Annotated in this window: 13 protein-coding genes; 10 read left to right on the top strand and 3 right to left on the bottom strand. The window is 69.6% G+C overall.

What is annotated here, in order from left to right; all coding sequences use genetic code 11:
- The first annotated feature begins 28 nt into the window (after window positions 1-28).
- From ilvC to serA, 3 genes are all read left to right on the top strand, one after another.
- On the top strand, window positions 29-1,048 hold the full coding sequence (ilvC, locus tag ACWCOV_RS02335) for a ketol-acid reductoisomerase (protein WP_449827565.1): 1,020 nt from the start codon (window positions 29-31) through the stop codon (window positions 1,046-1,048).
- A gap of 105 nt (window positions 1,049-1,153) precedes the next feature.
- Complete coding sequence (locus ACWCOV_RS02330) at window positions 1,154-2,350, top strand: S1 family peptidase (RefSeq protein ID WP_449827404.1); 1,197 nt, start codon at window positions 1,154-1,156, stop codon at window positions 2,348-2,350.
- 117 nt (window positions 2,351-2,467) lie between these two features.
- Window positions 2,468-4,066 (top strand): phosphoglycerate dehydrogenase, encoded by a 1,599-nt coding sequence (gene serA / locus ACWCOV_RS02325; RefSeq protein ID WP_449827403.1) that lies wholly within the window; start codon window positions 2,468-2,470, stop codon window positions 4,064-4,066.
- Window positions 4,067-4,203: 137 nt separating this feature from the next.
- On the opposite strand, the gene ACWCOV_RS02320 is transcribed toward serA, so the two are convergent.
- Window positions 4,204-4,770, bottom strand: coding sequence for an O-methyltransferase (locus tag ACWCOV_RS02320; protein ID WP_449827402.1), 567 nt, complete (start codon window positions 4,768-4,770; stop codon window positions 4,204-4,206).
- A 172-nt stretch (window positions 4,771-4,942) separates the two neighbouring features.
- Here ACWCOV_RS02320 and ACWCOV_RS02315 point away from each other — a divergent pair, with 172 nt between their 5' ends.
- From ACWCOV_RS02315 to ACWCOV_RS02290, 6 genes are all read left to right on the top strand, one after another.
- The gene (locus ACWCOV_RS02315) at window positions 4,943-5,104 is read left to right on the top strand and encodes a hypothetical protein (RefSeq protein ID WP_449827401.1); all 162 of its coding nucleotides are present in this window, start codon (window positions 4,943-4,945) and stop codon (window positions 5,102-5,104) included.
- Window positions 5,101-6,150, top strand: a complete 1,050-nt coding sequence (locus ACWCOV_RS02310) for a 3-isopropylmalate dehydrogenase (protein WP_449827400.1) — start codon at window positions 5,101-5,103, stop codon at window positions 6,148-6,150. The genes ACWCOV_RS02315 and ACWCOV_RS02310 overlap by 4 nt, the downstream gene beginning before the upstream one ends.
- A gap of 39 nt (window positions 6,151-6,189) precedes the next feature.
- Window positions 6,190-7,281: a branched-chain amino acid aminotransferase gene (locus ACWCOV_RS02305; protein ID WP_449827399.1), complete on the top strand. Its 1,092-nt coding sequence runs from the start codon at window positions 6,190-6,192 to the stop codon at window positions 7,279-7,281.
- A 209-nt stretch (window positions 7,282-7,490) separates the two neighbouring features.
- Complete coding sequence (locus tag ACWCOV_RS02300) at window positions 7,491-7,889, top strand: hypothetical protein (RefSeq protein WP_449827398.1); 399 nt, start codon at window positions 7,491-7,493, stop codon at window positions 7,887-7,889.
- A gap of 229 nt (window positions 7,890-8,118) precedes the next feature.
- Window positions 8,119-9,708: a citramalate synthase gene (gene cimA / locus ACWCOV_RS02295; RefSeq protein WP_449827397.1), complete on the top strand. Its 1,590-nt coding sequence runs from the start codon at window positions 8,119-8,121 to the stop codon at window positions 9,706-9,708.
- Window positions 9,705-9,941 carry a hypothetical protein gene (locus tag ACWCOV_RS02290; protein ID WP_449827396.1) on the top strand — a complete coding sequence of 79 codons (237 nt, stop codon included), beginning with the start codon at window positions 9,705-9,707 and terminating at the stop codon, window positions 9,939-9,941. Before cimA ends, ACWCOV_RS02290 begins: the two co-directional genes overlap by 4 nt.
- Before the next feature lie 71 nt (window positions 9,942-10,012).
- On the opposite strand, the gene ACWCOV_RS02285 is transcribed toward ACWCOV_RS02290, so the two are convergent.
- Both ACWCOV_RS02285 and ACWCOV_RS02280 read right to left on the bottom strand, forming a co-directional pair.
- Window positions 10,013-11,299, bottom strand: a complete 1,287-nt coding sequence (locus tag ACWCOV_RS02285; RefSeq protein ID WP_449827395.1) for an MGH1-like glycoside hydrolase domain-containing protein — start codon at window positions 11,297-11,299, stop codon at window positions 10,013-10,015.
- A 41-nt stretch (window positions 11,300-11,340) separates the two neighbouring features.
- Window positions 11,341-11,649, bottom strand: a complete 309-nt coding sequence (locus ACWCOV_RS02280) for a sugar phosphate isomerase/epimerase family protein (protein WP_449827394.1) — start codon at window positions 11,647-11,649, stop codon at window positions 11,341-11,343.
- 275 nt (window positions 11,650-11,924) lie between these two features.
- Here ACWCOV_RS02280 and ACWCOV_RS02275 point away from each other — a divergent pair, with 275 nt between their 5' ends.
- Window positions 11,925-13,130 (top strand): alginate lyase family protein, encoded by a 1,206-nt coding sequence (locus ACWCOV_RS02275; protein WP_449827393.1) that lies wholly within the window; start codon window positions 11,925-11,927, stop codon window positions 13,128-13,130.
- The last annotated feature ends 198 nt before the right edge of the window (window positions 13,131-13,328 follow it).

The following is a 13,328-nucleotide window of genomic DNA, read 5'->3' as shown; positions in this document are numbered from 1 at the left end:
AGGAGAAGAGCCCAAAGTGGCAGCTGAAATGTTCTACGACGACAACGCCGACCTGTCGGTGATCCAGGGCCGCCACGTGGCCGTACTCGGGTACGGCAGCCAGGGCCACGCCCACGCGCTGTCGCTGCGCGACTCCGGCGTCGACGTCCGGGTCGGCCTGCCCGAGGGTTCGAAGAGCCGGGCCAAGGCCGAGGCCCAGGGCCTGCGCGTGGTCACCCCGGCCGAGGCCTGCGAGGAAGCCGACGTGATCGTCGTCCTCGCGCCGGACCCGGCCCAGCGCAAGCTGTACACCGAGGCGATCGAGCCGAACCTGGTCGACGGCGACGCGCTCGTCTTCGGCCACGGCTTCAACATCCGGTTCGGCTACATCAAGCCGCCGGCCGGTGTGGACGTGTTCATGGTCGCCCCGAAGGGCCCGGGCCACCTGGTCCGCCGCGAGTTCTCCGAGGGCCGCGGCGTCCCGGTGCTGGTCGCGGTCGAGCAGGACGCCAGCGGCAAGGCCTGGGACCTGGCGCTCTCCTACGCCAAGGGCATCGGCGGCCTGCGGGCCGGCGGCATCAAGACCACCTTCACCGAGGAGACCGAGACCGACCTGTTCGGTGAGCAGGCCGTCCTCTGCGGTGGTGTGTCGGCGCTGATCCAGGCCGGCTTCGAGACGCTGACCGAGGCCGGCTACCAGCCCGAGGTCGCGTACTTCGAGTGCCTGCACGAGCTCAAGCTGATCGTCGACCTGATCTACGAAGGCGGTATCGCCAAGCAGCGCTGGTCGGTCTCCGACACCGCCGAGTACGGCGACTACGTGTCCGGCCCGCGGATCATCGACGCGTCGGTGAAGGCCCGGATGAAGGAGGTGCTCGCGGACATCACCGACGGCACCTTCGCCGCCCGGTTCATCGCCGACCAGGACGCCGGCGCGCCGGAGTTCGCCGAGTTCCGCAAGCAGAGCGAGTCGCACCCGATCGAGGCTGTCGGCAAGGAGCTGCGCGGCCTGATGGCATGGGTCAAGTCGCACGACGAGGACTACGTCGAGGGCACCGCAGCCCGCTGACGCGCGACAAACACAGGTCCGGGGCGCCCAGGTGGGTGGCCCGGACCTGTGCTTTTGGCACAATCAGTGACGAGTCCGATGCGGGTGTGGGGGAGGTGACCGGTGGTGGAGGACGGCAGACAGCTGCCGCGGCCGCCTCGGCGGGTCCCCGCGGGCGCGCCGCCGCTCACCCAGCTCCAGGTCAGCACGCCGCGGGCGCCGCAGCCGCCACCGCGCCAGCCGTGGAAGTTCGGCCGGTTCCTGGCCGGGTTCGTCATCGTGCTGCTGATCCTGGGCGCCGGCGCGAGCGCCGGCTGGTACGTCCGCGCCCAGAGCCTGCGCCTCGACACCGAGCAGGTCCTCGACTCGGTCAAGCCCGGCGTCGTCCGCGTCCTGGCCACGACCTGCGAGGGCACCGGCGAGGCGACCGGGGTGCTGATCGGTGACAACAAGATCCTGACCGCCGCGTCCGCGCTGAGGCAGCCGCTGTCGATCGCGATCGAGACCGAGGACGGCCGGGTCCGCCGGGCCAACCAGCTCGGCAGCAGCGCGGACGGGGTCGCCGTACTGCAGATGATCACGCGGCTGGACGTCGAGCCGGTCCCGCTCGCGCCGGCGAACCCCGACCCGAAGGCCGAGCGGGCCCTCATCGGTTACACCGCCGCGGGCCAGCTGACCTCGCGATCGGTCGGTACGACGGAGCAGCCGCAGGCACTCAGCTCGGTGCTGAACACGGCCAAACTCGGCGGCCCGGTCGTCGACAAGTCCGGCCAGGTCGTCGGCCTGGTCACCGGCGACACCATCACCACCAGCACGATCGTCCCGCTGGACAAGCTGCAGGACTACGTCGCGGCGAGGCCAGTCGGCCTCACCGCCGAACCTCCGGGGACCTGCGAGCGGTCGCGCGGCCCGCAGAACGCGATGCTCCCGGAGCTGCTGGTCGCGGCGACCCCGCTCGCGGTGGAGTCGCAGAAGGCGCTCGGCAACTACCTGACCCTGGAGAATCGGCACGACTTCCCCGCCTTGCAGGAGCAGGTGTACTCGGAAGCGATGGCTCGTGGCTACTCGGAGAACAGAGACCGCGAGAACCACCAGACGTCGTACTTCTTCGGCGCCAAGATCATCGAGGTGACCCGGTTCGGCCCCGACGGCGCGAACGTCCGGTTGACCTTCAACGTCCTGTTCTCGCCGAACGCCAAGGGCGCCAACGGCGGGACCTGCAACCAGCTGGACGTGCGCTACCGGCTCGTCCGGGAGGGCGGCCGGCTCCGCCTCGGCGGGGGCAAGGAGGTCGTCCCCGCGCGGAGCTGCGACTCCGACTGACCGGATCCTGGGTGCCCAGGCGGGTGGTTGGGGCGACAAGGTACTATCAGTGACAGCGGGCACAGCGCGGTGCTCTGATGTCACGAGCCCCTACCGCTTCTGCAGGAGACTTCTCCCATGACTGACGTAACCCGGCCCGTCGTCCTGATCGCCGAAGAGCTCAGCCCGGCCACCGTCGAGGCCCTCGGTCCCGACTTCGAGATCCGGCACGCCAACGGCGCCGACCGCGCCGAGCTGATCCCGGCCATCGCCGACGTCGACGCCATCCTGATCCGCAGCGCCACCAAGGTGGACGCCGAGGCGCTGGCCGCGGCCAAGCGGCTCAAGGTCGTCGCCCGGGCCGGTGTCGGCCTGGACAACGTGGACGTGAAGGCCGCCACCCAGGCGGGCGTGATGGTGGTCAACGCGCCGACCTCCAACATCGTCTCCGCCGCCGAGCTCGCGGTCGCGCTGCTGCTGGCCGCCGCGCGCCGGGTCCCGGCCGCCGACCAGTCGCTGAAGAACGGCGAGTGGAAGCGCAGCAAGTACTCCGGCGTCGAGCTGTTCGAGAAGACCGTCGGCATCGTCGGCCTGGGCAAGATCGGCGTCCTGGTCGCGCAGCGGCTGGCCGCCTTCGGCATGAACGTGATCGCCTACGACCCGTACGTGCAGGCCGGCCGGGCCGCGCAGATGGGCGTCCGGCTCGCGACGCTGGACGAGCTGCTGTCCGTCAGCGACTTCATCTCGGTGCACCTGCCGAAGACCCCGGAGACGATCGGCCTGATCGGCGACGAGGAGCTGCACAAGGTCAAGCCCGAGGTCATCATCGTGAACGCGGCCCGCGGCGGCATCGTCGACGAGCAGGCGCTGCACAGCGCGCTCAAGGAGGGCCGGGTGGCCGGCGCCGGCCTCGACGTGTTCGCGACCGAGCCGTGCACCGACTCGCCGCTGTTCGAGTTCGAGAACGTGGTCGCCACCCCGCACCTGGGCGCCTCCACCGACGAGGCGCAGGAGAAGGCCGGCATCGCGGTCGCGAAGTCGGTCCGGCTGGCGCTGTCGGGTGAGCTGGTCCCGGACGCGGTCAACGTCCAGGGCGGCGTGATCGCAGAAGATGTACGGCCCGGCATCGCGCTGACCGAGAAGCTCGGCCGGATCTTCACCGCGCTGGCCGGCGGCGTCGCGCAGCAACTCGACGTCGAGGTCCGCGGCGAGATCACGCAGTACGACGTGAAGGTGCTCGAGCTGGCCGCGCTCAAGGGCGTGTTCGCCGACGTGGTCGAGGACAACGTCTCGTACGTGAACGCGCCGCTGCTGGCGGCCGAGCGTGGCCTCGAGGTCCGCCTGGTGACCGACCACGACAGCCCGGAGCACCGCAACCTGATCACCCTGCGCGGCACCCTCGCCGACGGTGTCCAGGTCTCGGTCAGCGGCACGCTGATCGGAGTCAAGCAGTCCGAGCGGCTGGTCGAGATCGACGGGTTCGACGTCGAGATCGAGCTGTCGGCGCACCTGGCCTTCCTCACCTACGAGGACCGGCCGGGCATCGTCGGGCAGATCGGCCGCATCCTCGGCGACGCGGACGTCAACATCGCCGGCATGCAGGTCAGCCGGGACCGCAAGGGCGGCAAGGCGCTGGTCGCGCTGGCCGTCGACTCCGCGATCCCGACCGCCGTACTGGACGACATCGCCACCGCGGTCCAGGCCGACACCGCCCGGACCGTGGACCTGGACGACTGATTCAAAACAACGACTGCTTTACTAGGAGGTAGTCAGCCGCCCGCAGGCGCATGGCGGCCGATCAGGGCCCGAGTCCAATGACTCGGGCCCGCCTTCATGTCAGCGGCGGGGTGGCATGTCAGCGACGGAGTGGCAGCTCAGCGGCGGGTGGCGAGCAGGACGGCGGCGTCCGCGGCGACCATCACCTCGACGGTGGTGAACCGCTTGTCCATCAGCCACTCCTGGCGCAGCGTGTCCACCCGGCCCTCGTACATCGGCGGCCACACCGCGGACGGCGTGAAGTCGTCCAGTACGACGAACCCGCCGGGCTCGACCACGTCGGCGATGATGTCGCGGGCGCCGATCTTCGCCTCGCGGGCGTCCACGAACAGCAGGGCGAACGGCCCGCGCTCGATCAGCGCGGTCCAGTCGGCCGAGACGACCTCGATCAGGTCGTCGTCTGCGAACAGCTCCGCCACCGCCTGCGCCAGCTGCGGATCGCTCTCCGCGGTGACGATCCTCGTGTTGTCGCCGACGCCGCTGCGCAGCCACGCCGAGCCGACACCGCAGCCGGTCCCGAGCTCGCCGACGATGCCGGTCTTCGACGCCGCCAGGCTGGCGAGCAGCCGGCCGGTCTCGTTCCGGGTCGAGCTGACGAATCCACGCCGTCCGGAGAGGCTGAGGGCCGCGGACACCAGCGGCGGCAGTTCTGGAGGAGCACTCACCGGGTGAGAGTCGCACAGCATCGGTCCAGTCATGGCACCGACATCTCACATCCCGGGACAAGCTGCCCGCATAGTGGTGATTTAGTCGGACGTCAGAGTAAATTCGGCTGCATCATGCCGCCCGCAGCCGCCGGTTCGCCCCGGCGGTTGACGCGACCAACCGGAGTGCAGCATGTACGACATGTACCCAGCCAACTGGCCCGCGATCGACGGCCGGGAGCGGAAGGCGGCCCGGCGCCGTCGCCCGGTCCGCCGTACCGTCGACTCGGCAACCGAGGTCAAGGCTGCCCAGGAAGCCCTCAACCGCGTCTACAACGGAGAACCGAAGAAGTGACCGATCAGAAGACCTTCAGGCTGGCCGTCGTTCCCGGTGACGGGATCGGACCCGAGGTGACGACCGAGGCGCTGAAGGTGCTCGACGCGGTCGCCGCGCAGCACGGCGTGACGTTCGAGCGGACCGAGTACGACCTCGGCGCCCGGCGCTGGCACGCCACCGGTGAGACGCTGCCGGACGGCGAGCTCGAGCAGATCCGGCAGCACGACGCCATCCTGCTCGGCGCGATCGGCGACCCGACGGTGCCGTCCGGCGTCCTCGAGCGGAACCTGCTGCTGAAGCTCCGGTTCACCCTGGACCACTACGTCAACCTGCGGCCGTCCAAGATCTACCCGTCGGTCGGCTCCCCGCTGGCGAACCCGGGTGAGGTCGACTTCGTCGTCGTCCGCGAGGGCACCGAGGGCCCGTACACCGGCAACGGCGGCGCGCTGCGCGTCGGCACGCCGGCCGAGATCGCCACCGAGGTGTCGGTCAACACGGCGTACGGCGTCGAGCGGGTGGTCCGGGACGCGTTCGCCCGGGCGATGGCGCGGCCGCGCAAGAAGCTCACCCTGGTGCACAAGAACAACGTGCTCGTGCACGCCGGTCACCTGTGGAAGCGGACCGTGGACGCGGTGGCGACGGAGTTCCCGGAGATCGCGGTGGACTACCTGCACGTGGACGCGGCGACCATCTTCCTGGTCACCGACCCGGCCCGGTTCGACGTGATCGTCACCGACAACCTGTTCGGCGACATCATCACCGACCTGGCCGCCGCGATCAGCGGTGGCATCGGGCTGGCCGCGAGCGCCAACATCAACCCGGACCGGACCGCGCCGAGCATGTTCGAGCCGGTGCACGGCTCCGCGCCGGACATCGCCGGCCAGCAGAAGGCCGACCCGACCGCGGCGATCCTGTCCGCCGCGCTGCTGTGCGACCACCTCGGCCTGACCGAGGCCGCCGCGGCCATCGAGGCGGCCGTCACGGCCGACATCGAGGAGCGCACCGGAGCCGCCCGGACGACCGCCGAGATCGGGGACGCGATCGCCAAGCGGGCAGCAGGCTGAGGCTCGCATGACCACCTGCGCTAGAGGTACGGTGCGCTCATGAGCGCCGATCTGCAGTTCACCGTTGAGCCAACCACCCATGCGGCCAGCGACGACCAGCGCAGCGCGATCCTGGCGAACCCGGGATTCGGGCAGAACTTCTCCGACCACATGGCGATCGCCACCTGGGACAAGGAGAACGGCTGGCACGACGCGAGGATCACCGCCTTCGGACCGCTGGAGCTGTCTCCGGCGACCGCGGTGTTCCACTACGCCCAGACCATCTTCGAAGGGATGAAGGCCTACCGGCATCCCGACGACTCGATCCACCTGTTCCGGCCCGAGGCCAACGCGGCCCGGTTCGCGCGGTCCGCGCACCGGCTCGCGCTCCCGGAGCTGCCCGAGGCGGCGTTCCTGGACTCGCTGCACAAGCTGGTCGAGATCGACCGGGCCTGGGTGCCCGGCGGTGGCGAGACGTCGCTCTACCTGCGGCCGTTCATGTTCGGCTCGGACCCGTTCCTCGGCGTCCGGCCGTCGGCCCAGGTCACCTACTGCGCGATCGCCTCGCCGGCCGGCTCGTACTTCGCGAACGGCGTCAAGCCGGTCCGGATCTGGCTGAGCGAGGAGTACACCCGGGCCGCCCCCGGCGGCACCGGCGCGGCCAAGACCGGCGGCAACTACGCCTCGTCGCTGCTCGCCCAGGCCGAGGCCATCGAGCAGGGCTGCGACCAGGTCGCGTTCCTGGACGCGGTGGAGAAGAAGTGGGTCGAGGAGCTCGGCGGGATGAACCTGTACTTCGTCCTCGACGACAACTCCGTGGTCACCCCGGAGCTGTCCGGCACCATCCTCGAGGGCGTCACCCGGGACTCGATCCTGAAGCTCGTCACCGACCTCGGCCACCACGTCACCGAGCGCAAGATCTCGATCGACGAGTGGCAGGACGGCGCCGCCTCGGGCAAGATCCGCGAGGTCTTCGCCTGCGGCACCGCGGCCGTGATCACGCCGGTCGCGTCGCTGAAGTGGAAGGACGGCGAGGTCCAGGTCGCCGACGGCAACGGTGGACCGACCACCGCCGCGGTCCGCAGCGCCCTGCTCGACGTCCAGTACGGTCGCGCGGCCGACCCGCACGGCTGGATGACCCGCGTCTGCTGATCACCATCTCCTGACGACGACCCGCATCTGCTAGGTGCGGGTCGTCGTACGTGCGACCCCGGCGACGACGACCGCCAGCAACCAGATGCCGAGGGCAACCGCCGGCAACGCGATCGCCGAGCCGGTGCGCTTTTCACAGCATCTTTTCAGGTGGGTGGTTCGGACGGACGGTCGCTGTCCACAGCCGGGTTTGGATAGGGTCGGGGCCTATGAGCAGCTTCCCGGACGACGTCGAGGCCTACTACGCGGAGCTCGCCGAGCGGCGCGGCTGGTCGCCCGAGACGGCGGCCGCGATCCGGTCCACCGTCGAGCTGATCCGGGATCTGGACCGCGGCACCGCTCCGCGGACGTACGGCGCGCTTGCCGACGACAACGGCACCGACTGGCTGTACGAGGCGGTCTGGCACGAGCGGGAGTGGGTCGTGGTCCGCCAGCTCGGCGCGGCCGAGGACGGGACGCTGACCCGGTACTGGTGGCAGCGCCTCGAAGACGATGAGGGCATGCTCACAGACCAGGCCCTCGACCGCGACGAGTGGGGACTGCGCGCGCTCACCCGTGAGGACTTCTACACCGCCTGGGACGACCCGGGCTGGTCGCTCACCGCCTGATTCCTGAACTCTGCGGTACTCCGCAGTACTGAATGTTCGTGATTCGAGACGCCGCCGCCACCTGCCGGACATGTTGTGGCAGACTGCCAAATGTCATGAAGAACTGCCGGGTCATTATTCCCTAGGCGCGCTCAGCAAGCTGTACCTGAGCGCGCAGACCTCTCGCACCTTGCGGGAGGTTTTTTGTTTGCCCCCACCGTTCAGCCGCCACCCCTCCGGAAGGCCGACCATGAGCATCTCGGACGAGTTCCACGTCTACGACACGACTCTGCGCGACGGCGCGCAGCAGGAGGGGCTGGCGCTGTCCGTGGCCGACAAGATCGCCATTGCGCAGCACCTGGACGACCTGGGGGTCGGCTTCATCGAGGGCGGCTGGCCGGGCGCGGTGCCGAAGGACACCGAGTTCTTCGAGCGGGCCCGGACCGAGCTGCACCTGCGCAACGCGACGTTCGCCGCCTTCGGCGCGACCCGCAAGCCCGAGTCCGCCGCTGCCGACGACCCGCAGGTCGCCGCGCTGCGTGACTCCGGCACGTCGGTCGTCACACTCGTTGCCAAGAGCCACGATGCGCACGTCGAGCGCGCCCTGCGCACGACGCTCGACGAGAACCTCCGGATGGTCGCCGACACCGTGACGCACCTGCGCGAGCACGGCCAGCGGGTCTTCCTCGACACCGAACACTTCTTCGACGGCTACCGCGCCAACCGGGACTACGCGCTCGAAGTCGTACGAGTAGCCGCCGAAGCCGGCGCCGACGTCGTCGCGCTCTGCGACACCAACGGCGGGACGCTGCCGCGGGAGCTCCAGGACGTCGTCCGCGACGTCCTCGAATCCACCGGGGCCCGGCTCGGCATCCACTGTCACAACGACGCCGGCTGCGCGGTGGCGAACTCGATCGCCGCCGTCGAGGCCGGCGTCACGCACGTCCAGGGCACGATCAACGGGTACGGCGAACGCACCGGCAACGCCGACCTGCTCGCGATCGTCGCCAACCTCGAGCTGAAGCGGGGCATGGAACTGCTCCCGCCCGGCAAGCTGGCCGAGTCGTTCCGGATCGCGCACGCGATCGCCGAAGTGACGAACGTGCCGCCGTCGACCCGGCAGCCGTACGTCGGTGTGTCCGCCTTCGCCCACAAGGCAGGGCTGCACGCCAGCGCCATCAAGGTGGATCCCGACCTCTACCAGCACACGGATCCCGCCCTGGTCGGCAACGACATGCGGATGCTCGTCTCCGAGATGGCCGGCCGGGCGAGTATCGAGCTGAAGGGGCGCGAGCTCGGGTTCGACCTCGGCAACGACCGCGATCTGGTCAGCCGGGTGACCGAGCGGGTCAAGGAGATGGAGGCCCGCGGGTACACGTTCGAGGCCGCGGACGCGTCGTTCGAGCTGCTGCTCACCGAGGAGGTCACCGGTCAGCGGGCCAGCTTCTTCGACGTCGAGTCGTGGCGGGTGATCACCGAGTCGCGCGCCGACGGCGAGGCGGTGTCGGAGTCGACGGTGAAGCTGGTGGCCGGCGGCGAGCGGGAGATCGTCACCGGTGAGGGCAACGGCCCGGTCAACGCCCTCGACCACGCGCTGCGGACGGCGATCGAGCGCGCGTACCCGGTGGTGAACAAGTTCGAGCTGGTCGACTACAAGGTCCGCATCCTCGACCAGGGGCACGGGACGGACGCGGTGATCAGAGTCCTGATCGAGACCGCGGACGGCGAGGGCTCCTGGGTGACGGTCGGCGTCGGCCACAACATCGTCGAGGCGTCCTGGGAGGCTCTCGTCGACGGCGTCACCTACGGCCTCCTCCGCCACAAGGAGGTGGCCCGATGACCGTCCTCGCTGCCCAGCAAACCCAAACCGTCTTCACCGCCACGGTGGTGGAGACCGGCGGGCTGCTCGCCCGCATCGCCGTACTCCTCAACCCCTACGACGTCCGCGAGCTCTCCCTGTCCCTGGACGACGGACTCCTCCGCATAGTCGTCGAAGGCAACGGCTTCGACGCCGACCGCGTAGCCGCCCGCCTCGAGAAGATCATCGGCGTCCTGGAAGTCGAACTCAGCTGACCCCGCACGCCCAGCCCACCGCCGCGGGCTCAGGCCACCCGCCGCGCGGTCGGTGCACCCCGCTGCGCGGGCTACTGGGTCGGGTGCTGAGTTTCGGAGTGGCCGTTCGGGGCGTTGGCGAGTAGGTCGAGGGTGAGGGCGGCGGTCCAGGAGAAGTCCTGGGCGCCGCGGGGTTCGCCGGTGAAGGGTTCGACGTACTCCGCGAAGCCGGTGGACGTCGCCAGGTCCAGCGCGTCAGCGCGCAGATTGTCGGCCAGGTCGTGCTCGCCGAGTTGGACCAGGCCGCGGTGAATCAGCCACGCGGTGTTGAACCAGCTCGGCCCACGCCAGTACCGCCCAGGCTCCAACGCGGGCCCGGTCAGGTCGTAGCTAGGCACCATCCGCACGTGGCCCAACCGAAACTTCGCCCCCCGCGCAGTAGCCAGCAACTCCGCAGCCTGCGGAAGCCCCGGAACGAGCAACGGGATGAGCCCCGCCACAGTATCCGCCGCCACGAGCTGCCCCGCGCGGAGGTCGCGGGCGTGAAAGTTGCTGTTGGCAAACAGTTGGGTGAGGGCTTGGGTGAGGTCGGCGGTGGCTTGCAGGTGTGGTGTGGGGTCTAGGGAGAGTTCCGCGGCGATCGCGGCCAGGGCGTGCTCGGAGGCGATCAGTAGGGCGTTGAAGCAGGGATCTTCCAGTGCGAACGCGAACGGCGTCCGGGTGTCGTCGTAGCCGTAGTCGCGGTAGGTCGCGGCCAGTTGTACATAGCGGCCGTAGTCGAGGTCGGTGGGGCGGTCGTGGTCGCTGGCGTGATCGGTGTCGCGTCGGGTGAAGGAGTCGAGCGGGGCTGGCTCCACGCGCGCGAGCGCCTCGTCCCACGCGGGGCTGTTGTCCATCCCGGACTCCCACGGTTGCACGATCGCGACCAGGCCGTTGCCGCCGAGGTCCCGGCGCTCCCGCAGGTAGCGGTGCCAGGCCACGAGCTTCGGATACATCCTGGCGAGGAATCCACGCCGTACCGACTCGTCGGCGTCGGCCTGGTGCGTGAGCCAGACCGCGAGCGCATGCACTGGCGGCTGCACGATCCCGGATGTCTCGACCCCGCCGCGCGCGGTTGCCTGCCAGAAGTCTGGACCCGGGAAGTACGCGTCCCGCGGCACGCTGGGGGAGAAGCTGATGTGCGGGATCCGGCCGTCCGCCCACTGCGCACCGAGCAGCGACTCCAACTCGACTTGCGCCCGCCGCGGCGACAGGTGCCGCAACCCGATCGCGATGAACGCCGAGTCCCAACTCCACTGATGCGGATACAGCGAGTGCGACGGCACCGTCGAGTGCCCGGTCCAGTTGCCGAACAACACCCGAGCCGCCGCAGCCCGCACAGCTCGCGGGTCCCCCCGGCCTGGTCCCGGTTCTGGTCGGGTCATGTGTATCGCCTGACTACGGGTGGGATTGAGCGAACTGCCTCGATGGGATCTCCCGCCAGGCGGCACTCGATTGCGAGGTAGCGGTTGTAGCCCACTGCTTCCAGGGCGCCGAGGAATGCTGCCCAGTCCAGATGGCCGGCGCCTGGCTGCAAGCGGTTTGAGTCGCTCAGCTGGACGTGGCCGATGTACGGCGCTGCGGCAACGATCGCCGCGGACGGGTCGGGCTCCTCGATGTTCATGTGGCAACTGTCGATCCCGATCCGCACCGAGTCCAGCCCGACCGCCTGCTCCAACCGGTTGACCATGTGGTCCTCCTACCGGTTGAACGGCTCGAGAAACAGCTCCACCCCTTTCCACTTCTCCTGCAGCGTGGCACCGGGCAGCAGTTGCTCCTGGCAAGCGATCTTCATCGGAACTCCAGCAGTAGCTCGACCCGATTGTGGTGGAACTCTTCACCAAGCCGCAGCGCATCACCCGCATCGGTCACCACAATCCGCTGCCGTGAATTAGGTCAGAAAGGTTTACTAATAGGCGAGTCGTGGGTAGCGTCCTGTCGCCAACCGCCCCACAGGAGGCAGTCATGACTCGTCTGCACCGCCCACTCCTCGTCACCCTGGTAGCCACGCTGGTCGCCGCGGCAGCCGTCGTCGTACCGGCTGATCGTGGCGTCGCCGCGCTACCGCCGACACCGAAGCCGGCTGCGTTCACGCATCCCGGCGTACTGGTCGACAAGGCACAACTCGACTTCGCCCGGCAGCAGGTGCTGGCGGGTGCTCAGCCGCAGAAGGCGGCGTACGACGCGATGCAGGCGAGCACGTACGCCGCCTTGTCGTACACGCCGAAGCCTCGGGCCATCGTCGAGTGCGGCTCGAACTCGAACCCGAACAACGGCTGCTCCGACGAGCGCAACGACGCGCTCGCGGCGTACACCCACGCACTCCAGTGGTACATCACCCGCGACGTCCGCTACGCCCGCAAGGCGATCGAGATCATGGACGCGTGGTCCGCGGTGCTGCAGGACCACACCAACTCGAACGCCCCGCTCCAGACCGGCTGGTCCGGCGCCTCGTTCTCCCGGGCCGGTGACCTGATCAAGTACACGTACGGCGGCCAGTGGGCGCAGCGTGCCCGGTTCGAGCGGATGCTGCGCGACGTGTACCTGCCCGAGATCCGGGACGGTGCCGGCTGCAAGAACGGCAACTGGGAGCTGATCATGATGGACGCGGCGATCGGGATCGCGGTCTTCCTCGACGACCGGCCGGCGTTCGACAAGGCGATCCAGATCTGGCGCGGGCGGGTGCCCGGGTACATCTACCAGAAGAGCGACGGGCCCTGGCCGAAGGCGCCGTCCACCTGCTCGTCAAAGGACACCCGCGAGGAGATCGTCGCCTACTGGCAGGGCCAGTCGACGTTCTCGGACGGGCTCGCGCAGGAGACCTGCCGCGACTTCGGCCACACCGGCTGGGGCCTCACCGCCGCCACCCACGTCGCGGAGACGGCGTGGCACCAGGGCGTCAACCTGTACGGCGAGGTCAACAGGCGACTCACCGACGGCTACTACTTCCACACCCGCCTGGAGACCGGCACACCACCACCGTCAAACCTGTGCGGTGGAACGGTGAAGCTCGGCCTCGGCGCCGTCACCGAGATCGTCTACAACCACTACCACAACCGCCTCGGCCAGCAGCTGCCCACAACCCTGCGCTACACCGAGTCCAAACGCCCCGCCGGCGCCAACTACTTCTACGCCTGGGAAACCCTCACCCACGCCAACAACCCCCGCTAACCAAACCACCGCCGCCCCACCGACGGGAGGGTCGTCCCACCCGCCGCGGCAGCCGGCCAGCGCACCCCCGTGTGCGGTGGGAGGGTTACGGGCCGGGCCCGGCCCGACCGGCTCACGGCGGGTAACCCCGGGCGTGGTCCGGGGCGACCGGCTCACGGCGGGTAACCCCGGGCGTGTCCGGGCCGACCGACTCACCGC

It is taken from the genome of Kribbella sp. NPDC002412, assembly GCF_053592935.1.
The sequence above is the reverse complement of the archived record's forward strand: the minus strand, read 5'-3'. Positions and strand labels throughout refer to the sequence as shown.